Genomic DNA, 23,868 nt, shown 5'->3' with positions numbered 1-23,868 from the left:
GTATGAAAACCGCGCTCGTCTGGTTTCGAACCGACCTCCGCGTTCGGGATAACCGCGCCCTCGCCGTCGCGAGCGAGGCCGAGCGACTCCGCTGTGTGTACTGCTTCGACCCGCGGGAGTTCGGGTCGCGGGAGTACGGCGGAAAAGATTCGTTCCGATACGAGAAGACGGGAAGCCACCGGACGCGATTCCTCCGGGAGAGCGTCGAAGCCCTCAGAATCTCGCTCCGAGAGAGGGGAAACGAACTGGTCGTTCGACACGGACGCCCTGAGGAAGTCGTCCCGTCGCTCGCCGCCGACATCGACGCCGACCTCGTATGCTTTCACGCCCTCCCCACCCCGGAGGAGCGCGCCGTCGAACGGGCGGTCACCGAGCGACTCGCCGACCCGGAAACGGATGTCGATGCCGACGTCGAGTCGATTTGGGGGCACACGCTCTATCATCCCGACGACGTGCCCGTCCCGGTCGCCGAAATCGACGATACGTTCACGACGTTTCGACAGACGGTCGAGCGTTCGGACGCGGACGTCCGTCCCACCGTCGATACGCCGACGACGCTTCCGCCGGTGCCGGAGGAGGTGACGGAGGCGGGAAAACGAGAGGGGGAAGGAGAGGACGGCGACGAAATCGACCCCGGAACGATTCCGTCGTTCGCCGATTTAGGGGTCGAACCGCCGACCCGAGACGAGCGACGCGTCCTCGATTTCGAGGGCGGCGAACCCGCCGGACTGGAGCGGTTGGAGCGCTACGTCTGGACGCGCGACCGTCTCCGCGAGTACAAGGAGACGCGAAACGGGCTGTTGGGGTCGGATTACTCCTCGAAACTCTCGCCGTGGCTCAACGCGGGGTGCCTCTCCCCTCGAACGGTGTTCGAAACCGTCCAGCGGTACGAGCGCGAGCGGGTCGAAAACGAATCGACCTACTGGCTCGTGTTCGAACTGTTGTGGCGGGATTTCTTCCAGTTCCAATTCGCAAAGCACGGGAGTCAACCGTTCAAACGGCGGGGAATCCGTCGGCGAACCATCGACTGGCGGAACGGAGAGGGTGATGGAGATAGCGGACACGACGGAGGAGACGAAGGTAGCGGAGACGACGGCGACGGAGAATGCGAGTTCGAACGGTGGAAGCGCGGGGAGACCGGCATCCCGTTCGTAGACGCCAACATGCGGGAGTTGAACGAGACGGGGTACATGTCGAATCGCGGGCGGCAGAACGTCGCCAGCGTGCTGGCGAACGACCTCCGCATCGACTGGCGGAAGGGTGCGGCGTACTTCGAAACCAAACTCGTCGATTACGACCCGGCGAGCAACTACGGCAACTGGGCGTACGTCGCGGGCGTCGGCAACGATTCCCGAAACCGCTCGTTCGACGTGCTGTGGCAGGCCGAGCACTACGACCCGGACGCGGCGTACGTCAAGTACTGGCTCCCCGAACTCCGCGACGTGCCCGACGAGAAAGCGCACGAACCGTGGCGGCTCACCGCCGAGGAACGGGACCGATACGGCGTTACGCTCGGCGAGGAGTATCCCGAACCGCTGGCTCGATGGCTGGCGTCGAACGATTAGCGGTCGCCGTTTTCGGCCGCGCTTTTGACCGTCTCTCGTCTTCGCCGACCAAGGAAATGAGTATTGGGAATCGACGGAATCCGACCCGACAGTTTTCACTCTCCCTGCTGTTTCATCATTCGATGACACTCTACGAGTCAGTCGCGGACCTGCCGCTCGAAATCGAGTCCTGTTCGTTCGAGCCGCACGAACGCGAGACGTCGAGCGATTTCACGCGCGTCACGACCGAAATATCGCTTCGCGGCGGTGGCGAGGTCGGCAAGGGCGAGGACGTGACCTACGACGCGGAGGACCAGCACGGGTTGGCGGAGTTGGAGTTCGGCCTGACCGGAACCTACACCCTCGATTCGTTCTCGGAAGCGCTCTCGGACCTCGACCTGTTCCCGGTCGGACCGTCGCGCGAGGATTTCCGGCACTACCGACAGTGGGCGTTCGAGAGCGCTGCGCTCGACCTCGCCCTTCGGCAGGCGGGGACGGACCTCGCGGCCGTCCTGGACCGCACGCCGGAACCGGTGCGATTCGTCGTGAGCACGCGGCTGGGTGACCCGCCGAGCGCCGACCGGGTGCGTGAGTGGCTCGACATCAACCCCGAGTTGGGGTTCAAACTCGACGCCACGCCGGAGTGGGACGACGAACTCGTCTCGGAACTGGCCGAGACGGAACGGGTTCGAATCGTGGACATGAAAGCGGAGTACGGCGAGGCGGAGGTGGGCCAGTCTCCGAATCCCGAGCTGTACCGGCGCGTGGCGGACGCGATGCCCGAAGTCGTCATCGAGGACCCGGCGTACACCGACGAGACGGCGACCGTGCTCGATTCGGTGCGCGAGCGGGTATCGTGGGACGCGCCGATTACGGGCGTCGAGAGCGTCGAATCGCGCCCGTTCGAACCCGAGTGGTTGAACATCAAGCCCTCGCGCTTCGGAACCGTCGAGTCGCTGTTCGACGCGCTGGAATACTGTGCCGAGCACGGGATTCGGCTGTACGGCGGCGGGCAGTTCGAACTCGGCGTCGGCCGCGGACAGATTCAACTGCTGGCGTCGCTGTTCTACCCGGACGGACCGAACGACGTGGCTCCGCGGTCGTACAACGACCCCGAACCGACCGCCGGGTTACAGTCGAGTCCGCTGCCAGCGCTGACCGTCGAAGGGTTTCGGTGGGAGTAGCTCGATAAGTAGCGGAGGAAGAACCGTTTCGCGTCGATGTCGAGCGAGCGGAGAACGAAACGTGCGGCGGCGAGGGCGGGGGGCACCTAGCTCCGTCGAATCCGAAAGCGTGCGCCGCCGTCCGATCCGTCGGACACGGAGATGGACCAGCCGTGTGCGTTTGCGATGCCCTTCACGATGGACAGTCCGAGTCCGGACCCGCTCTTTGCGGTCGTGTGGCCGTGTTCGAACACGGCGTCGCGTTCCTCGGGGGGGATTCCGGGACCGTCGTCCTCGACGTAGAAGCCGTCCGCGAGTTCCCCGACGCGAACGGTCGTCTCGTCACCGGCGTGTTCGACCGCGTTTCGAAACAGGTTCTCGAACAGTTCCTGCAGTCGTCCGGGGTCGGCATCGACGGTTCCGAGGGTATCCACGATGAGCGTTCGGTCCCCCGTCTCGACGTTCGACCACGCCTGTCGAACGATGGTCGGAAGTTCGACCGGTTCCGTTTCGCTGACGACCTGCCCCTGTCGCGCTAGCGTTAGGAGGTCGGCGATGAGGCTCTCCATTCGGTCGAGGGCGCTCTCCGACTTCTCGAAGTGGCGGTCCTCTCCGCGTTCTTTAGCGAGTTCGAGATGGCCCTGTGCGACGTTCAAGGGATTGCGAAGGTCGTGGGAGATGACGCTGGCGAACTCCTCCAAGCGCTCGTTCTGTCGCTTGAGCTCCTGCTTTCGCTTCTTTCGGCCGGTCACGTCACGGGCGGAGCCGAGGTGCGCGTGTTTGCCCTCGTACGTGATGATGCGCACGCTGAATTCGATATGCCTGATGTCGCCGTGTTTCGTCTCGACGCGGGCCTCGTAGTGCGGCGAGTGCTCGCCGCGGCTTCGACCGCTTGCGATGTGCTTTACCTCCTCGCGGTCGTCGGGATGTATCAGGTCCCAGATTTCCATCTCCATGAGTTCGTCTCGCGTGTACCCGGTCAAGTCACACACGCGCTGGTTGATGAACTCGAACGAGTCGTTTCGGTAGATATAGATCGCGTCATGGCTCTGTTCGACCAGCGTTCGGTACTTCTCCTCGCTCTCCCGAAGGGCCGTTTGCGAGCTGATTCGCCGAAGCGCCTCGGCGGTGTGTGAAACCAGCAGTTCGGCCAGTTCGGCGTCGTCGTGGTCGAAGGACGCGACGTCGCGCGACCCCGCCTGAAAGATGCCCTCGTCACCGACGGGAACGCTGAGGAGCGACCGGTATTCGGCCTGTGCCGGGACCGCATCCGATTCCTCGCGCACGTCGTCGATGACGTACGTCTCGTTGTTTTGATGCGTCTTCCCGGCGATACCCTCGTTGGTCCGGAGTTTGGAGTACCCGTCGTTCGTCATACCGGTGGAAATCGCCGTCGGAACGAAGTGGTCGTCCTCGATGAGGTCGACGCCGCAGATGTCGAACTGGAGGATACTTTCCGCCGCATCGACGGTCAGGTCACAGATTTCGTCCGCCGTTTGGCACGACTCCATCTCCGATGCCACTTCGTGGAGTTCCTCGATTCGTCGTTTTTCGTCACGAAGCTCCTTCTTGACGTGTTCGTGCTCCTCGATACTTCGGAACACTCCCACGGTTCCGCGAAACACGTCGTTGTGCGTGAGCAACCCGATGCGGGCCTCGCACGGGACGGTCCTCCCATCCACCGTATGAAGCGTCGCCTGTAACTGACCGACGGCGTCGTTATCACGGATGAGGCCTCTGATGAGTTCGTCCCCGCGCTCGACGTCCTCGTCGTCCAACAGCATCGAGATGTGCTCGCCGACGAGTTCGTCACGTTCGTAGCCCGAGATATCGACGAGGGTATCGTTGACGGCGGTCATACGGCCGTTCGTGTCCAGCGTGTACACACCGTCGCCCATCGCCTGCACGATGGAACGGTAGTGATTAAATCGCCGGTCGGTGCCGCTCGTTTCGGATGGAGAGACGATTCGTTCGACGCGCTTCGCCAGCGTTTCCGGGTCGGTGTCCCCGGCCCGGAGGTACTCGGTCACACCGGCGGAGATGGCTCTGCTTGCGATTTTTTCGCTCCCGGATTCGGTACAGAGGATGTACGGAAGGTTCAATCTCGTTTGCCTGACCGCGTGCAACAACTCGATACCGTCGGAATCGGGAAGCGCGTAGGCGCTGATAACGCAGTCGATACGACGCTCCGACAGGACATCGAGTGCTTCGTCCGTGGTCCGCGCCTCCACGACGGAGAGATAGTCGATGGCATCGGCGAGACGGTCCGGAAAAACACCCGCGTCAGAGAGGGGGTCAACGAATAGCACACGGATGTCGTCCATCATCGTTTCAACTTCTCTATCAACTATCGTATTCGTTGCCTAATAATTAGTAGTATCGAAATCCGTGGGGTTCTCCTCCCGATACCGTACTTCGCGGGAGAGGCCGTTCGTTCGACCGAGGGAATCTCCGTTGCCCGTACCTTTTTCCTCGCGGGCGACGAGCGAACGCGCATGGAGTATACGACGCTCGGGGACACCGGAATGGAAGTCAGTCGAATCTGTCTCGGCTGTATGAGCTTCGGGTCGAGCGACTGGCGCGAATGGGTGTTGGACGAGGACGAGAGCATGCCCATCATCGAGCGGGCCATCGACCTCGGTATCAACTTCTTCGACACGGCGAACATGTACTCGAAGGGCGAAAGCGAGCGAATCCTCGGGAAGGCGCTGGAGGGCCGACGCGACGAGATGGTCGTCGCCACGAAGGGCTACTTCCAGATGGACGAAAACGACCCCAACTCCGGGGGCCTGTCGCGGAAGGCCATCGAGCAGGAACTCGACAACTCCCGCGAGCGATTGGGCATGGACACCATCGACCTCTACCAGATTCACCGCTGGGACCCCGACACGCCCATCGAAACCACCATGCGGGCGCTGGACGACGCGGTTCGACGCGAGAAGGTCCGCTATCTCGGCGCCAGTTCGATGTGGGCACACCAACTCGCCGAGGCGCTCTACACCAGCGAGCGAATCGGACTGGACCGGTTCGTCACGATGCAGAACCACTACAACCTCGCGTACCGGGAGGAAGAGCGTGAGATGCTCCCCCTCTGTGAAAAGGAGGGCATGGGTGTCATCCCGTGGAGTCCGCTGGCCCGCGGCTTCCTCACCCGTCCCTACGAGGCGTTCGAGGACACTACTCGCGGCAAGACGGACGACTACGCTCACGAGCACCCCTACGCCGAGGGTGGCGGCGAGGAAATCAACGAACGAGTGCAGGAGTTGGCCGCCGAGAAGGGCGTTACGATGGCGCAAATCGCGCTGTCGTGGCTCTTCCACAAGGACGCCGTGGACGCCCCCATCGTCGGAACGACCAGCATCGAACACCTGGAGGAGGCCGTCGAGGCGCTCGACATCGACCTCTCCTCGGGCGACATGGCGTATCTCGAAGAACCGTACGAACCAGTTCGCGTGTCCGGCCACCAGTGAATTGAAATAGAGCACACGAAAGCGCCTCTGATTTTTGTCTTCCGTGCATTTCCGACGGTGATTTTTCGTCGTCATTAGCCAGAACGGTATAAAAGCGCGGTCACATACATCCGGGTCCGAACGCGGACTCCGAGGTGACCATCGCATGCAACTCACACACGTCGTCACGCAGGTCGAACACGCGTTCGAGCCAGCGCGGGAACTACTGAAGCCGATACTGTCGAATCCGACGTTACTCGGTGCGTGGGCGCTTCTCGTCCTCGTTTGTGTCGGCGTCCTGTGGTGGGACATCCGGGAGCGAAACGGGGCGCTCCCCTCGCTGATGAAGTTCGTCTGGACGCTCGTCGCGCTGTACTCCGGACCGTTCGGACTGGCCATCTACTGGTACTCCGGACGAACCCAGATTTCCCACGATTCGCTGTGGCGTCGCGGCTTTCGCTCGACCGCACACTGTTACTCCGGCTGCGGTGCCGGGGAAGTGGTCGGCTTGGTCGCCATCGCGGGCATGCTCGCAATCGGGAGCACGCTCGTCCAGGCCGCGGGGACGTTCTCACTCGCGTACGTCTTCGGCTACGCGCTGACGGTCGGGCCGCTGATGCAGGAGGGAGAAGGCTTCCGGACGGCGTTCGCCGACGCCTTCTACAGCGAAACGCCGTCGATAACCATCATGGAAATCACGGCCATCGGCACGGACCTCCTGCTCGCCGGGGGCGCGAAGTTCGGGAGTCCCCTGTTCTGGGGGTCGCTCGCCTTCTCGCTCTCGGTGGGGTTCCTGTTCGCCTACCCGGTGAACGCCGCGCTCGTCCGCTTCGGCGTCAAGGAGGGGATGATGAACCCGAAAAAGATGGGCGAGGGAAGCGCGCACTCCGCCGACTGAACGCGGTCAGCGCTCGCCGCGGAGTCGCTCGCGTCGATTTTCGAACTCCTCCTCCGAGATGTCGCCGCGGGCGTACGCCATCCGCAGTTCGGCGAGCGCCGGGTCGGTCCCGTGCTCGCCGGAGCGGAGAACTCGGTAAGCGAGATAGCCCAGCGCGACGAGGAGACCGAGCGGGACGAGCATGACGAGCCAGCCCCACACGGGCATCGCCCCGTATCCCGGGCCGTATTGACCGCCCATCATCCACCCGCCCATCATGGGGAACGCGAACAGCATCATCGCCATCGGGAACACCAGGAGGGCGATAACGATGACGACGAGCAGTCGGAGGAACGAGTTACCGTCGTTTGCCGTGGTCATATTCGGATATAGGACGGGGAGGGAAATAGTCGTGGTGCCGCCGCGCCCCAGGGATTAACCTGCCCCGCTCCGTCGGTTCGACGCATGGCCTTCGATTCCGACCGCGTTTCGACGGTGACGTTCGACTCGTACAGCACGCTGGTGGACGTGGACGCCGCCGAGAAGGCGCTCGCGGAGCGCGTCGCCGACCCGGAACCCGTCTCGAAACTCTGGCGCGCTCGGTCGCTCGAATACACCTTCGTGGCCAATCACATCGACGCGTATCAAACGTTCTACGAGATGAACCGCGACGCGCTCGAATACGCCCTGTCGGTCCACGACGCGGACGTGTCCGCGGACGAGCGCGACGAAATCCTCGCGGTCTACCACGAACTCGACGTGTTCGACGACGTTCGGAGCGGCATCGAGCGGTTGCGGGACGGCGGCTACGACTGTTACGTCGTCTCGAACGGCAACCCCGAAATGCTCGATTCGATGGTCGAACACGCCGACATCGGCGACCTGCTTTCGGACACCATCAGCGCCGACGAGGTGAGGACGTTCAAACCCGACGCGGAACTGTACCGCCACGCCGCCGACCGAATCGACGTGCCGGTCGAGGAACTCGCCCACGTTACGGCCGGGTGGTTCGACGTGATGGGTGCGAGACACGCCGGACTGCAGGGCGTGTGGCTGAATCGAAAGGATATGCCGTGGGAACCGTTCGACGGCGACCCCGACCTGACCGTCGAGTCGCTGTCCGAGTTCGCCGACGAACTCGGCGTATGAAATCGAACGGAACGGCGTGATTGGAGAACCGCGTGACTGGGGAACGTGTGGAGAAATGCGTGAAGAAGGAATGAGGCCGGGAAACACGTGAATTCGATAGCCTCGACGGCGACATCGGTGAGGAGAACGACGATGGGGAGAACAGCGATGGTGATTGCAGTCGCTAGGGACTACCCACTCCACCGCACCCAACCCCACCGCCCGCTCCCCGAGCGAACGCAAAGCGTCCGCTCGGTCCGCTCACTTGGCCACCCCACGCCGTCGAACGGTCGGCTTCCGATTTCCAGCGGCCGCTCGTCCGGTCGATTCGGGTGGAAAAAGAGGCGAAGCCGAAATCGGGGTGGATGAACCTTAGCGGTTGAAATCACGGCTGAAAGGACCGAGGAGTTTCGAACGGGAGAACGAACGCTAGAGGCGGGGAGAGGTGCAACAACAGGAATCACCGAAACGCGTCACAGTTGTCGAGCCAGCGACGCGAGCGCGTCGGACCCGCCGCGGAGAATCGGCGTGCCGTGACCCATACAGAGGAGGTCGAGCGGCGGGATGGACCCGGCGAACGCCCGGATGCTCCGTCGGATTTCGCCGGTGTCGTAGGAGTCCCACCACTCGGGCGGCGTCAGCGTCCCGTCGCGCTCCCACACGAGGTCGCCGAGGAAGCCGACGCCGAGTCCGTCGTGAACGTAGGCCGTGTGCCCCGGATTGTGGCCGGGCGTGTGGTAGGCCGTGAATTCGCCGATTCGCGCGCCGTGGCCGACGGGGCGGACGTCGAACCGGGAGGGAATCGAAACGAGTCGGCGCGCGAATCGGTGAAACGCTCCCTTGTGGTGGAAAAGCGGCGGGTCGTACCGCCCGGCGAGCAGGTCGGCGTCGCGTTCGCCGACGAACACCGGCGCGTCGAGGGAGGGGAGGTCGCGGAGGCCGCCAACGTGGTCGATGTCGTAGTGCGTGAGCAGCACGCGGTCGATATCGGCGGCGTCGTAACCCGCTTCGTGGAGTTCGCGGCGCAACCCGAATCGCGGCAAGCCCGCGTCCACGAGCGTCACCTCGCCGTCGTCCACGAGGAAGGCGTTCGCGCCAACGACGGGAACCGCGAGTTCGAGCATCCACACGCCGGGAGCGAGTTGCCGGGCCATATCGGGGCGACGGGTCGCGGACACTTAATATTCGAACCCCATCGAGCGTTCGAATCGGGGCAGGGGAGGCCGAAACGCCTTCCCGCACGAAGCGCCCAGTGTGGGGCATGCGATTCGAAGCGGTCGGTGCGGGCGCGCTGGTCGAATTGCTCGCGGTCGCCGTCGGCGCGACGATTCCGCTCCCCCGAAGCGTCCGCGTCTCGGCGGCGCTGGCCCTCCTCGCCGTCGGCCTCGCGGGCGGGTACGTCGCCGGATGGTTCGCGGGCGGCAACTGGCGCGACGGATTCCGGCACGGCCTGCTGGCGGGCGCGATAGGCGGCATCGCCCTCGCCGCCGTCCTCGGCTACACCATGGCGACGCCCGGAAGCGAGGTGGGCGCGCTCTGGGGCATGAACTACCTGATAGCGACGGGCGGCATCCCGCTTTGGCTGGCCGCGTACGACGCGCAACTCGGCATCGCCCTGCCGCTCCTCGCGGGGATAATCGTCGCGCTGGAGGGCGCAATCGCGGGCGGCGCGGCGGGAACCGTGAGCGTCGAACCGCCAGCGACCTGACGCCGCTCGACGGCGGGAGGAGTCACCGCAATTCGACCGAGACGACCTTCTCGGGGTCGCGCGCGCCGAGAACGTACCGAACCCGAATCCCGTCCTCTCGGGTGGCATTCTCGTCTCGAACCACGTCGAACAGGCGAAACGAAACGACGAGGCGACCCGCCGGGAGGGTGGCGCGAAGGACCGGCCCGCGACTGGTCACGGCCACGTACGGCGGCGCGGGAACCGGTCGCGCCTGAAGCGAGAATCCGGCGGCGGTTACCGTCTCCGAGAGGAGGTCGGGGAGTCGCTCCAACAACCCCGTCTTCCGAAGCTCGCGCGAGAGCGGTCGGACGACGGAATCTCGGTCGGTCGTCGAGTTCCGGCCGCCAGTTGGATCGGGGGCGTCCGTTGAATCGGGGCCGTCCGTCGAACCGTCGTCCCACCCCTCGGCGACTCGCTTCGCACACTGCAGAAGGGTGCGGACGGTTTCTCGGCGGTCGGCGAGGAGAAATTCACGGGCGGCGCGTTCCGGCTCGGTCATCGCTCGAAGGGGCGATGGCGGGACACAAAGCCGTGTCGAACGCTACCGACCTGCACCAACAAAGCTTATATCGGAAATGGAGCAAGTGACCGGTGGAATGAAACAAATCCTTTCCCGCGTTGGTATTGGTTCCGCTCGCGTCGATACCGTCCTCCCGAAAACCACGCTCTCGGCCGGAGAGTCGGTCGATGTCGAAGTCCGCGTCGAAGGCGGCTCTTCCGAACAGGAAATTGACGCCATCTACTTCGCGCTGTTGACCCGATACAAAACCGACGACAGCGTTCGAACCGGCGTCATCGACAAGTTTCAGGTCGCCGACCCGTTCACCATCGGCCCGGACGAGGAGCGGACGTTCCCCGTCACCATCGACGTCCCACTCGATGCGCCCATCACGGCCGGGCGGACGAACGTGTGGCTCGAAACCGGCCTCGATATCGACTGGTCGATGGACCCCGAGGACGAGGACCCGGTGCAGGTCGAACCCGGCCCGCGGCTCGGTGCGTTCATGGACGCGCTCGACTCGCTCGGATTCAGGCTCAGGTCGGCCGAGTGCGAGCAGGCACCGGGGTCCATCTTCCCCGGACGGTTCGTACAGGAGTTGGAGTTCGTCCCGCACGCTGGTCCGTTCGCCGGTGCGCTCGACGAACTCGAAGTCGTCCCCACGGAGACCGGAACGGGACTCGACGTGAAGCTCGAAATCGACCGCCGCGGCGGTCTGCTCTCGGAGATGGCCGACATCGACGAGCGGTGGTCGAAACTGTCGTTCACGAACGAGGATGCACGGGAGATGGAATCGGCACTCCGCTCGGAAATCGAACGGCACGCGTAAGCGACCCGTCGAAACGAAGAGTTCCGAAAACGAGTTTCCCAAGTACGCTGCGCACGTACTCCGCTCGTGAACGACGTGAGCGAGGATGATACGAAGCCGCTACGGGTCGAAGACGCCGACGAACTCGACCGCTGTATCGAGAAACACGACCGACTGCTGGTCGATTGCTACACGAACGGCTGTGCCCTCTGTCAGGCCATCGAACCCGTCGTCGGGAACGTCGCCCGCGCGACGGACGTCGCGGTTGCGATGGTCAACCTCGGAGAGGACCTCTCGCTGGTCGAGCGATACGACATCCGGAGCGTGCCGACCCTCCTGCTGTTCGAGGATGGCGAACTCGTCGACCGAATGGCCGACGGCTTTCGGGGAACGGAGGCGGTCGTCGAATTCGTCGAAACATCGAGCGGTGCGTAATCGAAGCGATCGATACCGCGAAGCTGTTATCTGTTATCGCCGGAGGAAAACGACCGCGAAGGTGGTCACGGTCGCCAGCACGATGGGATACGCGGCACCGATGGCGGCCGCCTTTTGAAGGTCCGGTTGCGCCGTCATCCCGAGGATAGGGAGCGTGAAGGTGAACGCGCCGACGATTGCCATCGCCGCGTATCCGACGGTGATGCTCGCGCCGGAGTAGACGACGGTTTCGACCGTCTCACCCAGACGGTTGCGTGCGGAGAACACGGCGCTCGTCGCGAGGAGCGAGACGACCGGAATCGCGTAGTACACGATGGGCGGAACCGCCGGGTCGGACGCCTGACTGATGTAGTTGTACGATTGGCTCCCGATGGCGATGGGAATGAAGTGGGCGTTGTAGAACGCGAATCCGAACCACTTGAGTTTGACATCGAGGGGCCCCTCGACGTTCGCGGGACCGACGACGAACAGTGCCGCGACGAGGAGATAGCCGACGAGATACGAGAGAAGACCGAACGTGAACCCGCGAGTGCAGAACGACGCGAGTCGTTTCGACCGCATCGACTGCGGTTCGGCATCCGACGTTGCTGTTGACTCCATATCCAGTTTCGCCCGGGAGCAATTATATAAATGTTTTTATTTGTCTGTATTCGTACCTGATTCTAGTAGACAGCATGCGCAACCGATTCAAGCGACATACCGTCTCTTGCGGCCGACAAATAGCAATATCAGTAAGGTGCTGAAAAACGGAGGGGAGAAAACGACAATTAGCACACGATAAAGAAGGAGGAGAGACGAGCAGAGTTGTGGTAACAGTTACCACGAGGCAAAAAGCCTATAAATAACCGAACGGTATCGTTTTACACAGATGGTAGTCGAAATGATTCCGCTGTTCGGGCCGGTTCCCGGTGGGATGGAACTCGCGGTGATTCTGCTCATCGCGGTCCTCCTGTTCGGTGCAAACAAGATTCCGAAACTCGCCCGTTCGACCGGTGAGGCGATGGGAGAGTTCAAGAAAGGCCGCGAGGAAGTCGAGACGGAGCTCCGCGAGATGCGCGACTCCGGCAGCGACACCGAGCAGAACCCGACGGTCGAAACCGAAGCGGACGCGTAACCGCGGATTTTGGGGGTCTGGGGGAACACCCGGCCCGAACCGGATTTTTCTGACGTCACCGACGAGAGACAGCATCGTCCGTCGGCGTGCCGAACTCGTTCGACCCGTTAGGCCACGGTGACGCCGTAAACTGTCCACTCCGACGGCGACAACCGCCGTGTCAGTCCCCGACCACAACGGAAAAGTCACTCACCCGCAAAGCGAACGGTATGTCCGAGAACGCGACAGACGAGGAATCGGAAACCGAACCCGAGAGCGCGGAGCGGTCCGGTTCGGGACTCAAAACGCTGGTCCTCCTCGGGATTTCCTTTATCGCTGGCTATCTCGTCGGAAAGAGCCGAAACGAATCGAGCCTCGACGAGGAGTTGGGTGAGTTCAGCGGGTCCGAAAGCGGCCCGATGGAAATCGAGATTCACGATACCGACGTGGGTGCCACGGCGGAATCGGACGACGAAGAAGAGGAAGCGGAGGAATCCGCGGAAAGCGAAGAAGCGGACGGAGAGAACGAAGACGAAGAAGCGGACGACGAGACGGAATCGGACCACGAAGAAGAGGAAGAGGAAGAGGAAGAGGAAGAGGAAGAGGAAGAGGAAGAGTAGTTCAGTACCCGGAGGCGTTGCCGTCCTTTCGCGGTTCGGTCGCACCGGAGAGGACGCCGTTGTCGTTTCTCACTATCTGTGCGCCGCCGAAGAGCACCGGCGCGAGGACGCGCACGTCGTGGCCCTTCCGCGTGAGTTTCGTGGCGAGGTTGCCGTCCATTCTCCCCTCGATGGCGAGGGTGCCGTCCTCCCGATAGCGCCAGCGCGGTAGGTCGAGCGCGGCCTGTAATGGCAGGTCGTAGTCCACGATATTGGAAACGACTTGGACGTGGCCTTGCGGTTGCATGTAGCCGCCCATCACGCCGAAGGCGGCCCAGTCGTCGTCGTCGAACTTGGCGAGCGCGGGAATCAGGGTGTGGAACGGGCGCTTTCCGGGTTCGAGGTGGTTCGGGTGGTCGGGGTCCAGCGAGAAGGACGCGCCGCGGTTCTGGAGCGCGATGCCGGTATCCCCGGCGACCAGCCCGGAGCCGAACCCGGCGAATCGGGAGTTGATGAACGAGACGACGTTGCCCTCGTCGTCGGCGACACAGAGGAGGACGGTATCCGCGTCCTCCGCGTTCGCGTCGGGCACGCCGAACGAAACGTCGTGGTTCGCGCTCTCGCCGACGTGTTCTGCTCGTTTCTTCGCCCACGAGTCGGACGCCAGCGGTGGAACCTCCTCGTACTCGGGGTCCGTGATGTAGCGGTGGCCGTCGTGGAACGCGAGTTTCATCGCCTCTGCGAAGTAGTGAACCCGTTCGGGCGAGTCGATGGGGTGGTCGCTCGCGCCGAGTTCGTCGGCGATGTTGAGCGCCTCCAGCGCTATGAGGCCCTGATTGTTCGGCGGCAGTTCGTAAATTTCAGCGCCGTTGTACGTCGTCGAAACCGGGTCGGGAAACTCGGGTTCGAACGCCGCGAGGTCCTCCACGGTGAGGAAGCCGCCCTGCGATTGTACTTCCTCGGCGATTTTCTCGGCGATGTCCCCCTCGTACAGCACGTCCGCGCCCTCCTCCGCGATTCGACGGAGGCTCTCGCCGAGGCGGGGAAGCGTCATCGTCTCGCCCGCTTCCGGTGCCTTTCCGTCCTTCAGGTACGCCTCGCGGGCGTGGTCCGTTTTGAAGAGAGTCTCCGCGCCGACCCAGTGGGAGGCGATGACTTCCGAGACGGGATAGCCGCCGATGGCGTAGTCGATGGCGGGTTGGAGCGCGTCTTCGAGCGATAGCTTCCCGAAGCGCTCCACCGTCGCTTCCCACCCGCGGGCGGTTCCGGGGACGGTGACGGCGTGCGGGCCGAGGAACGGCATGCCGAGGTCGTCCGTGTCCTCGGTGCCGTCCACGGCGTACCCACGGTTCTCGGGGTACCACTCCGACGGGTCATCCTGCGCTTTTAACGAGGCGCGGACGTTTTCGATGGTCGCCTCGGCGGGCGCTCCGCCACAGCTTCGCATCGCGCCGACGTCGCCGTCCGCGGTGCGATACAGCGCGAACACGTCGCCGCCGAGTCCGGTACTCGTCGGTTCGACGACGTTGAGCGCCGCGGCAGTGGCGACGGCGGCGTCGAACGCGTTCCCCCCCTGCTGCAGAATCGAGACACCCGCTTGCGAAGCGAGCGGTTGACTGGTAGCGACGACACCGTTCGGCGCGTAAACGGTCGAACGCCGCGAAGTAAACCTATCCAAATCGGGTTGCGTCATACCATGACATACTCGGATGCAACCCTAAAGTACCCCCCAAATAGGTCCGGGGTGGCCCTTATCGGAGTGTGAGATAACCACACGCATATGACTTTCTCGATCTGCGTCCGGGAGGAAACCGACGAAGGGACCAGTTTCGGCGTCGCCGTCGCCACCGACGCGCCCGCGGTCGGCGCGCTCGCACCGTACGTCACCCACGACGGCGTTATCAGCACGCAGAGTTTCGTCAACGTCCGCCTCGGCAGGCGGGGCGTCGCGCTCCTGCCGGACCTCGGCGTGGACGACGCGCTGGCCGGACTGCTCGAACAGGACGACCACAGCCACCTCCGACAGGTGCACGGACTCGACGCGCGGGGAAACGCCTTCGCGCACTCCGGCGACGGCTGTGACGGCTGGTTCGGGCATCGGGTTCACGATGAGAAAGACCTCACGGTCGCCGGAAACATGCTCGTCGGCGAGGAGACGCTGGACGCGCTGGCCGAAACGTTCGCCGCGGGCAACGAGGAGGAGAACGAGGAAGAGGGCCTCGTTTCCCGACTCATCGACGCCCTCGCCGCGGGGAAGGAGGCAGGGGGCGACAAGCGCGGCCACACCTCGGCGGCGGTGATGGTCAAAGCGCCGCGAACGACGGCCTATCACGACTTGCGAGTCGATGCACACAAGGAGCCGATAGCGGAACTCCGGCGCGTCTACGAGACGACGAAAGCGGCGAGCGACGGCTTCAGCGAGTCCTCGAAGGAACGGATTTTCGACTGAATCGGGCGGAAAGCGGGTCGATTCGGGTCGCCGTTCGCACGGTATCGGAGTTCTCAGCTCACCAAGACTTATCCTTCCCATCCCCCTCTGTGCCGATAACGATGGGACTGTTCAAGAACATCGGCCGGAAAGTCGAGGAGTTCAAACAAACCTCCGAGGCGGTCGCGGCCGAAGAGGCGAGTTACGAGTGTACGGACTGCGGAAAGCGCCTCTACACGAGCCACGACGGCTGCCCGGAGTGCGGCGGAACCGTGGTTCCGGTGGCAGAGGAATCAGAAACGACAGACGAGAGCGAATCGAAACCGACCGACGAGAGCGAATCGAAACCGACCGACGAGTAGGGACGGTCAGCAGTCGGTCCGGAAGGACCGGACGCGGCGTCAGCCGTTGTACGGTTCTTCAGCGGACGCCCCTGCTATCGCAGTCGAGACGACGGTTCCGTCCCGGTCCAGCGTGAGGGAGAGGGTTTCACCGTCCAGATTCGCGCCCACACCCAGTCGGAGCGGGTCCGTGGACAGCACCGTCTCGCGGCCGGGCGCGCAAAACTCCAGCGTCCAGAACGGAGTGGTCAGGACATCGACGCCGCGCTCGTAGTAGAAACTCGTCACGGCGGGATGGCTGGCGAGGAACATCCCGACCGGAATCCCGTGGTGGAACCCGCACCGACGACAGCGGCCGTGGTAATGGTAGTGTTCGGGTTCTTCGGGAACGGTCTCGATTCTCCCCTCGACGTACCCCTGACACTCCGAACAGATTCCGCGACGGGTGAGCGACCCCCACTGGTTTTCGAGAAATGCGATTCGTTCGACGATTTCCGTCTCGCTTCCCTCCGGATGCGATTCGAGAAGACTCGGCGGTATCGAAAGCGGAACGGAATGCTCGTCGATTCCACACGAGAGCCACAGGATGCCGCCCTCGTAGCGGAGTTGCAGTGGGTCGTCACAGCGACGACAGTGGCCGGGTGCGTCTATCGGTCCCCACGCCCACTCGGTGTCGAAGACGCCGGAAGAGATGGCCGAGACGACCGACATCCCGATACGCGAGAGTCTGTACCCCGGCGAACCCTTCACGACGAGGCCCCCGAGTTGGTCGAGGTGGTAGTTGAAGTTTCCGTTGTCACGGATTCCGACGACCTCCCGAAGTTCGCTGTACGCGAGCCACGGGTCGGTCGGCGAATCGCCGTGTGCGTCCGCCAGCGCTCGCAGGATTTCGACCCGAGTCGAGTTGCTCACCGAGTCGAAGACCCCGGTCGTGTTCGGTTCGCCGTCGGTCATCGTTCGCAGCTTCGTCCCTCGAAAGGAAAACGTTAGTGTCAGTTCTGTCGGAGGAATTCGTTGCTCCGAACGAATATTTCGTCGTCAGTCGAACTGACAGATGAAGTCGAACCACCACAACCCATGAACGAACGACAACGACAGCGGCTCCTCGACCGGATTCAGCGTCCATCGGCGACCGTCGGAAAGCAGATGGTCGACGAACTCACGATACAGGGAACGACGATAGACGTCCAAGAGTTCGTCTTCGAGTGCAAGCGCCTCGAAGCGATTCCCGAGAGCGAACGCGATGCCATCGAGGAGATGAAGACGAAACTCAAACGCGAGCGTCTCGCCCGAAAACAGCGAATCGACCGTGGAGAGATAGCGGTCGAGGAGGGAGAGCGACTCGTTCGGAGCATCCACGGCATCGACCGCGCCCTGACCGCACTGGAGGGGTTGGACTCCCCGAACATCGAGGAGGAGGTGCGACTGAAGAAACTCAAGGATGCGAGGGAACTCATCTCCCTCATCAGACAGCGGCCATGAGGAATCGCCACGAAGCGCTTCAGCACCGAGTTTTCGTCGTCCCCGGTCCGGCGTGATGACCGGACGCCGGACGGTGGATGACAGATACGTCCGGCCGAGGGACGAACGACGAAGAGAATCCGCGATTTCGTCAGGAACCCTGCGAAGTAACGCGGTGGCACGCCGCGGCGTGTCCGTCTCCCGCGTCGGTCGGCTGTGGCGTCTCGCGTTCGCACGGCGACGGAAACGCGTTTTCGACGATTTCGTTCGCGCGTTCGTGGTCGGCGGCGGCCAACGCGTCCGCCGCCGAGCGAACGGCCTCGCCCGCGTCCGACGGCAAGGCCTCCGGGTCGCCCGGAAGCAGTTGCGCCACGAGGTACGACGCCACGCTCGAATCGTCCGTCTCGCGCCCCTCGGCTTCGAGACGGGTCCGCGCGGCGTCCGGGTCGAGTTCGCCCGACAGCACGTGGTTCCTGAACGCGAAGGCCGCGCGGAACGCCTCGTCGGTGCCCGCCCAGTCCTCGGGCGGAATCACCATCGGACAGCGCGTGTGGAACCGACAGCCGGACGGCGGGTCCAACGGCGACGGAACCGACCCTTCGAGGATGATTCGCTCGTCGCGGTCCGCCGGGTCGATGCGGGGCACCGCCGACAGCAGCGATTTCGTGTACGGATGCTGTGGATTCTCGTAGAGTTCCGCGACGGGTGCGGTCTCCACGATTCGACCGAGGTACATCACGGCCACCCGGTCGGCGACGTGGCGCACGACCGAGAGGTTGTGCGCGATGAACACGAGCGACAGGCCGAGGTCGTCCTGAAGTTCGTCCAGGAGGTTGAGAATCTGGGCCTGCACGGACACGTCCAGCGCCGAAACGGGTTCGTCCGCGATTATCAGTTCGGGCTCGAGTGCGAGCGCGCGGGCGATACCGACGCGCTGCTGTTGTCCCCCCGAGAACTGGTTCGGGTAGCGTTCGATGTGTCCGGCCTTCAATCCGACGCGCCGGAGGAGGTCTTTCGTCCGCTCCAGTCGGCCCTCGTCGCTGTCGCCGATGCCGTGGACCTCCATCGGCGCGGTGATGATTTCGCCGACTGTCTGGCGCGGATTCAGCGACGCCAGGGGGTCCTGGAATATCATCTGCAGGTCGCGCCGGTACGGTCGCATCTCCTGCTGTGAGAGCTCGGAGAGGTTCGTCCCGCGATATTCGACCGACCCGTCGGTCGCGTCGTGCAGGTTGAGAATCGTCCGACCGAGCGTCGATTTGCCACAGCCGGACTCTCCCACGATGGCGAGCGTCTCGCCCTCGGTGACCGTCAGATCGACGCCATCGACGGCGCGGACGCTCGCCGTGTCGCCGACCAGTCTGTCGAGGACGCCCCCCGACTGGTCGAAGTGCTTTTTCAGGCCGCGAACGGCGAGCAACGGTTCGGTGTCGGACGTCTCGTCGGCGCTCGTTAGCTGCATGCTCATAGTCGTTCCTCCGTGGGTCCGCGGCGCAGACACGCCGCAACGTGGTCGTTCGATTCGCCGTCCGTGTCAGCATCGACCGGTCGGAAGTTCGGGTCGATTTCGTAACACTCCCGCGTGGCTTCGGGACAGCGCGGCGCGAAGTGGCACGCGAAGGGGATGTCGATGAGGTCGGGAACGTTCCCGTCTATCGGTTCGAGGCTGTCCATCGGCGCGTCGAGACGCGGCGTACTGGCGATGAGACCCTGCGTGTAGGGGTGTTGCGGGTCGCTGAACAGCTCGGTCGCGTCGGCGCGTTCGACGATTTCCCCGGCGTACATCACGTTCACCCGGTCGCACACCTCGGACACGACCGCGAGGTCGTGCGTGATGAGCAGAATTGACGTGTCGAAGGCGTCCTTCAACTCCCTGAGTTCGTCGAGGATTTGGGCCTGAATCGTCACGTCGAGCGCCGTCGTCGGCTCGTCTGCGATGAGCAGGTCCGGTTCGGCCGCCAGCGCCATGGCTATCATCGCCCGCTGGCGCATGCCGCCGGAGAACTCGTGGGGGTAGTCGCTCGCCCGCGTCTCCGGCTCGGGAATCTCGACGCTTTCGAGCATCTCGATGGCCCGCCGCCACGCCTGACCGTTCTTCGAGGACCCGACGAGCTTTCGCTTGAGTTCCGCCGGAAGGCTCACCGACTCGCCGACGGGTTGGTGGAGTCGGACCATCTCGGCGATCTGCTCGCCGACGGTCAGCGTCGGGTTGAGGCTGTTCATCGGGTCTTGGAACACCATCGAAATCGTCCCGCCGCGGATTTCACGGCGCTTCGATTCGGGCAGGTCGAGCAGCGACTCCCCGTGGAGTCGAATGTCGCCCGACGCGATTTCGCCCGGTTCCTCGACGATGCCCATGATGCTCTCCGCGAGGACGCTCTTTCCCGACCCGCTTTCCCCGACGAGACCGACGATTTCGCCGGGTTCGATGCGCAAGTCCACCTCGTTCACCGCGTCCACCGTCCCTCTGGGGGTCGGGAATCGGGTGTGAAGCCCGTCGACTTCGAGGACGGTCATCGGCTCTCGACCTCCCCGTCGCTCACGTCGAAGATGTCGCGGAGACCGTCGCCGAGCATGTTGAACGCGAGGACTACCAGCATGATGGCGAGGCCGGGCATGACGCTTATCCACCACGCCTCGCCGATGAACTGCCGCCCGTCCGAGAGCAACAGCCCCCACGTGGGCGTCGTCGGTTTGACGCCCAGACCGAGGAACGAGAGGCCCGCCTCGGCGAGGATGGCGAGCGGAATCATGAGCGTCGCCTGCACGATGAGCGGCGCGACCGCGTTCGGCAGGATTTCCCGCGTCATGATCCGCTTGTCGGTCATGCCGATGGCGCGGGCCGCCATGACGTACTCCTCCTCGCGGAGCGACAGCACCTCGCCCCGAACGAGGCGGGCGAAGTCGTCGATATACGCGATACCGATGGCGATGACGACGTTCGTGATGCCCAACCCGCCGGAGATGGCGATGATACCGACCCCGAGGATGAGTTCGGGGAACGCCCACTGAAAGTCGACGTAGCGCATCAGCACGCTATCGACCCAGCCGCCGTAGAATCCGGCGAGGAGGCCGATGGACGTGCCGAGCGTGAACGCCACGGCGACCGTCGAGAGGGCCACGAGCAGCGAAACCCGCGCACCGTAGATCATGCGCGAGAGGATGTCGTGCCCGAACGAGTCCGTCCCGAGCGGATGCCACACGGATTCGGTTCCGGGCGCGCCGTCGTAGTTGCCCACGGAGTGGGAGTTCGGCGCTTTCATGAAGCCGAACGTGGCCTCGGGGTCGTGGGGTGCGACGACCGGCGCGAAGATTGCGACGAAGACGAACAACAAGACGACCACGGCACCGAACAACGCCATCTTGTCGGCCAGTAGCCCCTCGACGAGGCGTTGGCGCGTCGATTTGTGTTCCTCGTAGTGTTCTTCCTCCCGATATTCTGGCGGGACGTCGATGGGTCCCGATTCAACAGGAGCGCCGGACTCGGTGGTCGCATTGTGGCCGACGTTCGAATCGGTGTGTTCCGTCATTGGTTCCCTCCGTAGCCGATGCGCGGGTCGATGACGGTGTACACGAGGTCCACCGCGAGGTTCGTGAACACCATCACCGCGGCGACGATGAGGATGACCGCTTGCGTCACCGGGTAGTTACGGTCGAGCATCGAATCCACGAGCAGTCTGCCGAGTCCCTGAATCCCGAAGACGAGTTCGACCGTGACGCTGCCGACTAACACCAGCGCGAGTTGAATCCCGGCGACGGTGATGACGGGGATGAGCGCGTTCTGGAGCGCGTGTTTGAACAGCATCACGCGACCGTTGACGCCCTTCGCTCGGGCGGTTCGCATGTACGGTTCGTTCAGCACTTCCAGTAACGACGAGCGCATCATCCGCATGACGACGGCGGCGTACGGCAGGCCGACCGCGATGCCGGGGAGTAGGACGCTCTCCAGCCACGGGACGAGTCCCTCGCTCGGCGGCGTGTAGCCGAAGACGGGAAGCAGGTTCAGCCAGACGCCGAACACCAGCGCGAGCAGGATGCCGACGAAGAACGCGGGCATGGAAACGCCGAGGAACGCCGTCACCGTCGCCGCGTAATCGACCGGTTCGCCCTTGCGCGTGGCGCTGATGATTCCGGTCGGGATGGCGACACCGAGGCCGATGATGATGGCGAGAATCGCGATGGAGAGGGTCTTCGGTGCGGCCTGCGAGACCAGCGTCGAAACCGGCTGGCCGGTGCTCAGGCTCTGGCCGAAGTGCAGCGTGAGCATCTCCTTCAGCCAGTCGAAATACTGGACGTACAGCGGCTGGTTCAGGCCGAGTTTCGCCCGCAGCGCCGCAACCGCTTTCGGTGTCGCTTCCTGCCCGAGCATGGTCCGAACCGGACCGCCCGGAATCAGGCGCAGGCCGAAGAAGACCGTGGTCGCCACCAACCACATGATAAAGATGGCGTGTGCGACCCGCTTTGCGACGTACTGGCGCATCTATTCCTCGACCCACGTCGTGTGGAAGTTACGCATGAACGGGATGTGGGTGAATCCCTTCATGTTCGAGCGTTTCGCCGCGATGTCGTTCTGGTGCATCAGGTAGGCGTGCGGGACCTGCTTGATGAGGTGGTCTTCGAGTTCCTGCAGGAGCTTCTTGCGCTCGTCCCGGTCGAGCGCTTTCCGCTGTTCTGCGAGCAGGTTGTGTGCCTTGTCGTCCTCGAAGTTCACCCAGTTCCACGCGCCCCCGTCGTCGGGCTTACGGTAGAAGTTCCAAAGCGACTGCTCCGGGTCGGGGTCGCCGACGCTGCCGCTGATGGTCGTGTCGTAGTTACCCTTCTCGTAGCGTTCCCAGTAGGACGAACTCGTCACCTGTTCGATGCTCACGTCGAACCCGGCCTTGTTCAGCTGTTGGCGCATTGCCTTCGCACCGCGGAGACTGCTTTCGGTCGTCAGGATGGAGAAGGACGCCCCTTCGGCACCCGCCTCCTTGATGAGCTGTTTGCCCGCTTCGGGGTCGTACTGCTGGTCGGTCGGCTTGTCGTCGCGCCAGACCCAGTTCGTCGCCTTGTTGATCGGACCCGTGTCGGGGAGCGCGTTGCCGAAGTAGGCCGCGTCCACGTACGCCTGATTGTCGATGGATTTCGCGATACCCATGCGGGCCTTCTTCGAGTCGAACGGCTTCCGACGCTCGTTCATGGCAAATCCATACCAGTTGATTCCCGGCGCTTCCAGTTTCGTCACGCCGCTCGCCGACTCGACCTTCTTCACGTTCTGGAGGGGCACGAGGTTGGCGAAGTCGATGTCGCCGCTCCGAAGCGCGTTCACGAGCGTCGCGGGTTCGGGAATCGGCTTGATGTCGATGCCGTCCAAGTACGGGAGCGCGTTTCCGTCGCTGTCGGTTTCGAAGTAGTCCTCGAACGCGTCGAGGGTGATACCGGAGCCGATTTCGTGTTTCGAGACCTCGAACGGACCGGTCCCGACCGGCGTCACCTTGTACTGGTCCGCGCCCATCTTTTCGATAGCCTCCTTGTTGACGATGGTCGCGGCGCGGCCCGGTCCGCGCGTGAGGTAGACGAGGGCGGGTGCCATCGGTTCCTCGAAGTTGAGTTCGACCGTGTGGTCGTCCTTGACCACGACGCCGCCGTCGTCCACCGGCTTGAGCGACCCGAGTTTCGAGGCGGCGGGAGCTTCCTCCGAAATCGTCCGATTGATGGTGTATTTCACGTCCTCGGCGGTGAAGTCGGTGCCGTTGTGGAACTTCACGCCCGTACGCAGGTCGAAGGTGATCTTCTTCCCGCCGTTGCTGACCTCCCAGTCCTTGGCGAGGTCGCCCCGAATGGTCAGATCCTTTTTGAGCGTGACGAGGCCGTTGAACACGTTGGCGGCCACCTGGAAGTACTGGCCGACGCTGATGTACGGCGGGTCGAGCACGTCGATGCTGCCGGTGAACCACCCGGCCGTCAACCGTCCACCGCGCTGGTCGTCCGAGGGAACGTCGGTCGTGCCGTTGCCACCGTCGTCAGTTCCACCATCGCCACCGCTGCCACCGTCGCCGTTGTCGTCACCGCCGCTCGTACAACCGGCCAGGCTAGTGATACCTGCCGCACCGAGCAGTTTGACGGTCGTCCGACGGTCGATAACCGGGCCACTGAGGGCTCCGTCCGAAATTTTGCCACTGTTTCCCATGGTAGTATGGTACAGATGAACAGCCCCCTTCGTTGGATACCCGTATAGATTCGGTTGTCAAAGAATCGAATATGAAAATGATAGAAACATACAATATACGATGCAGAAGGATAACTAGAGTGGATACAAAGGTTCAACACATTCG

General features: G+C 63.5%; 25 protein-coding genes. 13 read left to right on the top strand and 12 right to left on the bottom strand.

The window, feature by feature from the left end; translation table 11 throughout:
* The first annotated feature begins 2 nt into the window (after positions 1–2).
* Together B208_RS0119015 and B208_RS0119010 are read left to right on the top strand one after the other, a co-directional pair.
* Positions 3–1,565 carry a DASH family cryptochrome gene (locus tag B208_RS0119015; RefSeq protein WP_007977207.1) on the top strand — a complete coding sequence of 521 codons (1,563 nt, stop codon included), beginning with the start codon at positions 3–5 and terminating at the stop codon, positions 1,563–1,565.
* A gap of 122 nt (positions 1,566–1,687) precedes the next feature.
* Entirely contained in the window at positions 1,688–2,728 is a 1,041-nt protein-coding gene (locus B208_RS0119010) for a hypothetical protein (RefSeq protein ID WP_007977205.1), read from the top strand.
* 86 nt (positions 2,729–2,814) lie between these two features.
* On the opposite strand, the gene B208_RS0119005 is transcribed toward B208_RS0119010, so the two are convergent.
* Complete coding sequence (locus B208_RS0119005) at positions 2,815–5,034, bottom strand: PAS domain S-box protein (RefSeq protein ID WP_232423874.1); 2,220 nt, start codon at positions 5,032–5,034, stop codon at positions 2,815–2,817.
* Between the two features lie 168 nt (positions 5,035–5,202).
* On the opposite strand from B208_RS0119005, the gene B208_RS0119000 reads away from it, so the two are divergent.
* Complete coding sequence (locus B208_RS0119000; protein ID WP_007977201.1) at positions 5,203–6,177, top strand: aldo/keto reductase; 975 nt, start codon at positions 5,203–5,205, stop codon at positions 6,175–6,177.
* Between the two features lie 145 nt (positions 6,178–6,322).
* Positions 6,323–7,054, top strand: coding sequence for a DUF4396 domain-containing protein (locus B208_RS0118995; RefSeq protein WP_007977199.1), 732 nt, complete (start codon positions 6,323–6,325; stop codon positions 7,052–7,054).
* Positions 7,055–7,060: 6 nt separating this feature from the next.
* Here the strand turns inward: B208_RS0118995 and B208_RS0118990 are convergent, their stop codons facing one another.
* Entirely contained in the window at positions 7,061–7,414 is a 354-nt protein-coding gene (locus B208_RS0118990) for an SHOCT domain-containing protein (RefSeq protein ID WP_007977197.1), read from the bottom strand.
* A gap of 84 nt (positions 7,415–7,498) precedes the next feature.
* On the opposite strand from B208_RS0118990, the gene B208_RS0118985 reads away from it, so the two are divergent.
* Positions 7,499–8,182 (top strand): haloacid dehalogenase type II, encoded by a 684-nt coding sequence (locus B208_RS0118985; RefSeq protein WP_007977195.1) that lies wholly within the window; start codon positions 7,499–7,501, stop codon positions 8,180–8,182.
* Between the two features lie 452 nt (positions 8,183–8,634).
* Here B208_RS0118985 and B208_RS0118980 read toward each other — a convergent pair whose 3' ends face one another.
* A complete protein-coding gene (locus tag B208_RS0118980) occupies positions 8,635–9,315 on the bottom strand; it encodes an MBL fold metallo-hydrolase (protein WP_018129062.1) in 681 nt (226 codons plus the stop codon).
* Between the two features lie 107 nt (positions 9,316–9,422).
* On the opposite strand from B208_RS0118980, the gene B208_RS0118975 reads away from it, so the two are divergent.
* Positions 9,423–9,869: a hypothetical protein gene (locus B208_RS0118975; protein WP_007977192.1), complete on the top strand. Its 447-nt coding sequence runs from the start codon at positions 9,423–9,425 to the stop codon at positions 9,867–9,869.
* Between the two features lie 22 nt (positions 9,870–9,891).
* On the opposite strand, the gene B208_RS0118970 is transcribed toward B208_RS0118975, so the two are convergent.
* The gene (locus B208_RS0118970; protein ID WP_007977190.1) at positions 9,892–10,389 is read right to left on the bottom strand and encodes a hypothetical protein; all 498 of its coding nucleotides are present in this window, start codon (positions 10,387–10,389) and stop codon (positions 9,892–9,894) included.
* Positions 10,390–10,486: 97 nt separating this feature from the next.
* On the opposite strand from B208_RS0118970, the gene B208_RS0118965 reads away from it, so the two are divergent.
* Positions 10,487–11,218, top strand: a complete 732-nt coding sequence (locus B208_RS0118965) for a sporulation protein (protein ID WP_026177951.1) — start codon at positions 10,487–10,489, stop codon at positions 11,216–11,218.
* 66 nt (positions 11,219–11,284) lie between these two features.
* Complete coding sequence (locus B208_RS0118960) at positions 11,285–11,632, top strand: thioredoxin family protein (RefSeq protein WP_007977188.1); 348 nt, start codon at positions 11,285–11,287, stop codon at positions 11,630–11,632.
* Between the two features lie 33 nt (positions 11,633–11,665).
* On the opposite strand, the gene B208_RS0118955 is transcribed toward B208_RS0118960, so the two are convergent.
* On the bottom strand, positions 11,666–12,232 hold the full coding sequence (locus B208_RS0118955) for a hypothetical protein (protein ID WP_232423873.1): 567 nt from the start codon (positions 12,230–12,232) through the stop codon (positions 11,666–11,668).
* 268 nt (positions 12,233–12,500) lie between these two features.
* On the opposite strand from B208_RS0118955, the gene B208_RS0118950 reads away from it, so the two are divergent.
* Both B208_RS0118950 and B208_RS0118945 read left to right on the top strand, forming a co-directional pair.
* Positions 12,501–12,746 (top strand): Sec-independent protein translocase subunit TatA/TatB, encoded by a 246-nt coding sequence (locus tag B208_RS0118950; protein WP_007977186.1) that lies wholly within the window; start codon positions 12,501–12,503, stop codon positions 12,744–12,746.
* A 209-nt stretch (positions 12,747–12,955) separates the two neighbouring features.
* Entirely contained in the window at positions 12,956–13,345 is a 390-nt protein-coding gene (locus B208_RS0118945; protein ID WP_007977185.1) for a hypothetical protein, read from the top strand.
* A gap of 1 nt (position 13,346) precedes the next feature.
* Here B208_RS0118945 and ggt read toward each other — a convergent pair whose 3' ends face one another.
* Positions 13,347–15,017, bottom strand: coding sequence for a gamma-glutamyltransferase (gene ggt, locus B208_RS0118940; protein ID WP_007977184.1), 1,671 nt, complete (start codon positions 15,015–15,017; stop codon positions 13,347–13,349).
* A gap of 87 nt (positions 15,018–15,104) precedes the next feature.
* Here ggt and B208_RS0118935 point away from each other — a divergent pair, with 87 nt between their 5' ends.
* On the top strand, positions 15,105–15,773 hold the full coding sequence (locus B208_RS0118935) for a DUF1028 domain-containing protein (RefSeq protein WP_007977183.1): 669 nt from the start codon (positions 15,105–15,107) through the stop codon (positions 15,771–15,773).
* Between the two features lie 101 nt (positions 15,774–15,874).
* Positions 15,875–16,114 carry a DUF7129 domain-containing putative zinc-binding protein gene (locus B208_RS0118930; RefSeq protein WP_007977182.1) on the top strand — a complete coding sequence of 80 codons (240 nt, stop codon included), beginning with the start codon at positions 15,875–15,877 and terminating at the stop codon, positions 16,112–16,114.
* A gap of 39 nt (positions 16,115–16,153) precedes the next feature.
* On the opposite strand, the gene B208_RS0118925 is transcribed toward B208_RS0118930, so the two are convergent.
* A complete protein-coding gene (locus B208_RS0118925; RefSeq protein WP_007977181.1) occupies positions 16,154–17,047 on the bottom strand; it encodes a DUF7351 domain-containing protein in 894 nt (297 codons plus the stop codon).
* A 123-nt stretch (positions 17,048–17,170) separates the two neighbouring features.
* Here B208_RS0118925 and B208_RS0118920 point away from each other — a divergent pair, with 123 nt between their 5' ends.
* Positions 17,171–17,575: a DUF5788 family protein gene (locus B208_RS0118920; protein WP_007977180.1), complete on the top strand. Its 405-nt coding sequence runs from the start codon at positions 17,171–17,173 to the stop codon at positions 17,573–17,575.
* A 130-nt stretch (positions 17,576–17,705) separates the two neighbouring features.
* Here B208_RS0118920 and B208_RS0118915 read toward each other — a convergent pair whose 3' ends face one another.
* From B208_RS0118915 to B208_RS0118895, 5 genes are read right to left on the bottom strand one after another with little or no spacing between them, the layout of a single operon-like run.
* A complete protein-coding gene (locus B208_RS0118915; protein ID WP_007977179.1) occupies positions 17,706–19,022 on the bottom strand; it encodes an ABC transporter ATP-binding protein in 1,317 nt (438 codons plus the stop codon).
* Positions 19,019–20,071: an ABC transporter ATP-binding protein gene (locus tag B208_RS0118910; protein WP_007977178.1), complete on the bottom strand. Its 1,053-nt coding sequence runs from the start codon at positions 20,069–20,071 to the stop codon at positions 19,019–19,021. Before B208_RS0118910 ends, B208_RS0118915 begins: the two co-directional genes overlap by 4 nt.
* Entirely contained in the window at positions 20,068–21,084 is a 1,017-nt protein-coding gene (locus B208_RS0118905) for an ABC transporter permease (RefSeq protein ID WP_007977177.1), read from the bottom strand. The genes B208_RS0118910 and B208_RS0118905 overlap by 4 nt, the downstream gene beginning before the upstream one ends.
* Positions 21,081–22,034: an ABC transporter permease gene (locus tag B208_RS0118900; protein ID WP_007977176.1), complete on the bottom strand. Its 954-nt coding sequence runs from the start codon at positions 22,032–22,034 to the stop codon at positions 21,081–21,083. Before B208_RS0118900 ends, B208_RS0118905 begins: the two co-directional genes overlap by 4 nt.
* A complete protein-coding gene (locus tag B208_RS0118895) occupies positions 22,035–23,723 on the bottom strand; it encodes an ABC transporter substrate-binding protein (RefSeq protein ID WP_007977175.1) in 1,689 nt (562 codons plus the stop codon).
* Positions 23,724–23,868 lie beyond the last annotated feature (145 nt).

The sequence above is a fragment of the Haladaptatus paucihalophilus DX253 genome, from assembly GCF_000376445.1.
In the GTDB taxonomy this organism is placed as follows: Archaea; Halobacteriota; Halobacteria; order Halobacteriales; family Haladaptataceae; genus Haladaptatus; species Haladaptatus paucihalophilus.
This window is presented reverse-complemented; position numbering and strand designations above follow the sequence as displayed.

Bases quoted from the DNA above. Each gene is read 5' to 3' on its own strand.
- B208_RS0119015 (WP_007977207.1), top strand. From the start codon at position 3: ATGAAAACCGCGCTCGTCTGGTTTCGAACCGACCTCCGCGTTCGGGAT.
- B208_RS0119010 (WP_007977205.1), top strand. From the start codon at position 1,688: ATGACACTCTACGAGTCAGTCGCGGACCTGCCGCTCGAAATCGAGTCC.
- B208_RS0119005 (WP_232423874.1), bottom strand. From the start codon at position 5,034: ATGATGGACGACATCCGTGTGCTATTCGTTGACCCCCTCTCTGACGCG.
- B208_RS0119000 (WP_007977201.1), top strand. From the start codon at position 5,203: ATGGAGTATACGACGCTCGGGGACACCGGAATGGAAGTCAGTCGAATC.
- B208_RS0118995 (WP_007977199.1), top strand. From the start codon at position 6,323: ATGCAACTCACACACGTCGTCACGCAGGTCGAACACGCGTTCGAGCCA.
- B208_RS0118990 (WP_007977197.1), bottom strand. From the start codon at position 7,414: ATGACCACGGCAAACGACGGTAACTCGTTCCTCCGACTGCTCGTCGTC.
- B208_RS0118985 (WP_007977195.1), top strand. From the start codon at position 7,499: ATGGCCTTCGATTCCGACCGCGTTTCGACGGTGACGTTCGACTCGTAC.
- B208_RS0118980 (WP_018129062.1), bottom strand. From the start codon at position 9,315: ATGGCCCGGCAACTCGCTCCCGGCGTGTGGATGCTCGAACTCGCGGTT.
- B208_RS0118975 (WP_007977192.1), top strand. From the start codon at position 9,423: ATGCGATTCGAAGCGGTCGGTGCGGGCGCGCTGGTCGAATTGCTCGCG.
- B208_RS0118970 (WP_007977190.1), bottom strand. From the start codon at position 10,389: ATGACCGAGCCGGAACGCGCCGCCCGTGAATTTCTCCTCGCCGACCGC.
- B208_RS0118965 (WP_026177951.1), top strand. From the start codon at position 10,487: ATGAAACAAATCCTTTCCCGCGTTGGTATTGGTTCCGCTCGCGTCGAT.
- B208_RS0118955 (WP_232423873.1), bottom strand. From the start codon at position 12,232: ATGGAGTCAACAGCAACGTCGGATGCCGAACCGCAGTCGATGCGGTCG.
- B208_RS0118950 (WP_007977186.1), top strand. From the start codon at position 12,501: ATGGTAGTCGAAATGATTCCGCTGTTCGGGCCGGTTCCCGGTGGGATG.
- B208_RS0118945 (WP_007977185.1), top strand. From the start codon at position 12,956: ATGTCCGAGAACGCGACAGACGAGGAATCGGAAACCGAACCCGAGAGC.
- ggt (WP_007977184.1), bottom strand. From the start codon at position 15,017: ATGACGCAACCCGATTTGGATAGGTTTACTTCGCGGCGTTCGACCGTT.
- B208_RS0118935 (WP_007977183.1), top strand. From the start codon at position 15,105: ATGACTTTCTCGATCTGCGTCCGGGAGGAAACCGACGAAGGGACCAGT.
- B208_RS0118930 (WP_007977182.1), top strand. From the start codon at position 15,875: ATGGGACTGTTCAAGAACATCGGCCGGAAAGTCGAGGAGTTCAAACAA.
- B208_RS0118925 (WP_007977181.1), bottom strand. From the start codon at position 17,047: ATGACCGACGGCGAACCGAACACGACCGGGGTCTTCGACTCGGTGAGC.
- B208_RS0118920 (WP_007977180.1), top strand. From the start codon at position 17,171: ATGAACGAACGACAACGACAGCGGCTCCTCGACCGGATTCAGCGTCCA.
- B208_RS0118915 (WP_007977179.1), bottom strand. From the start codon at position 19,022: ATGAGCATGCAGCTAACGAGCGCCGACGAGACGTCCGACACCGAACCG.
- B208_RS0118910 (WP_007977178.1), bottom strand. From the start codon at position 20,071: ATGACCGTCCTCGAAGTCGACGGGCTTCACACCCGATTCCCGACCCCC.
- B208_RS0118905 (WP_007977177.1), bottom strand. From the start codon at position 21,084: ATGACGGAACACACCGATTCGAACGTCGGCCACAATGCGACCACCGAG.
- B208_RS0118900 (WP_007977176.1), bottom strand. From the start codon at position 22,034: ATGCGCCAGTACGTCGCAAAGCGGGTCGCACACGCCATCTTTATCATG.
- B208_RS0118895 (WP_007977175.1), bottom strand. From the start codon at position 23,723: ATGGGAAACAGTGGCAAAATTTCGGACGGAGCCCTCAGTGGCCCGGTT.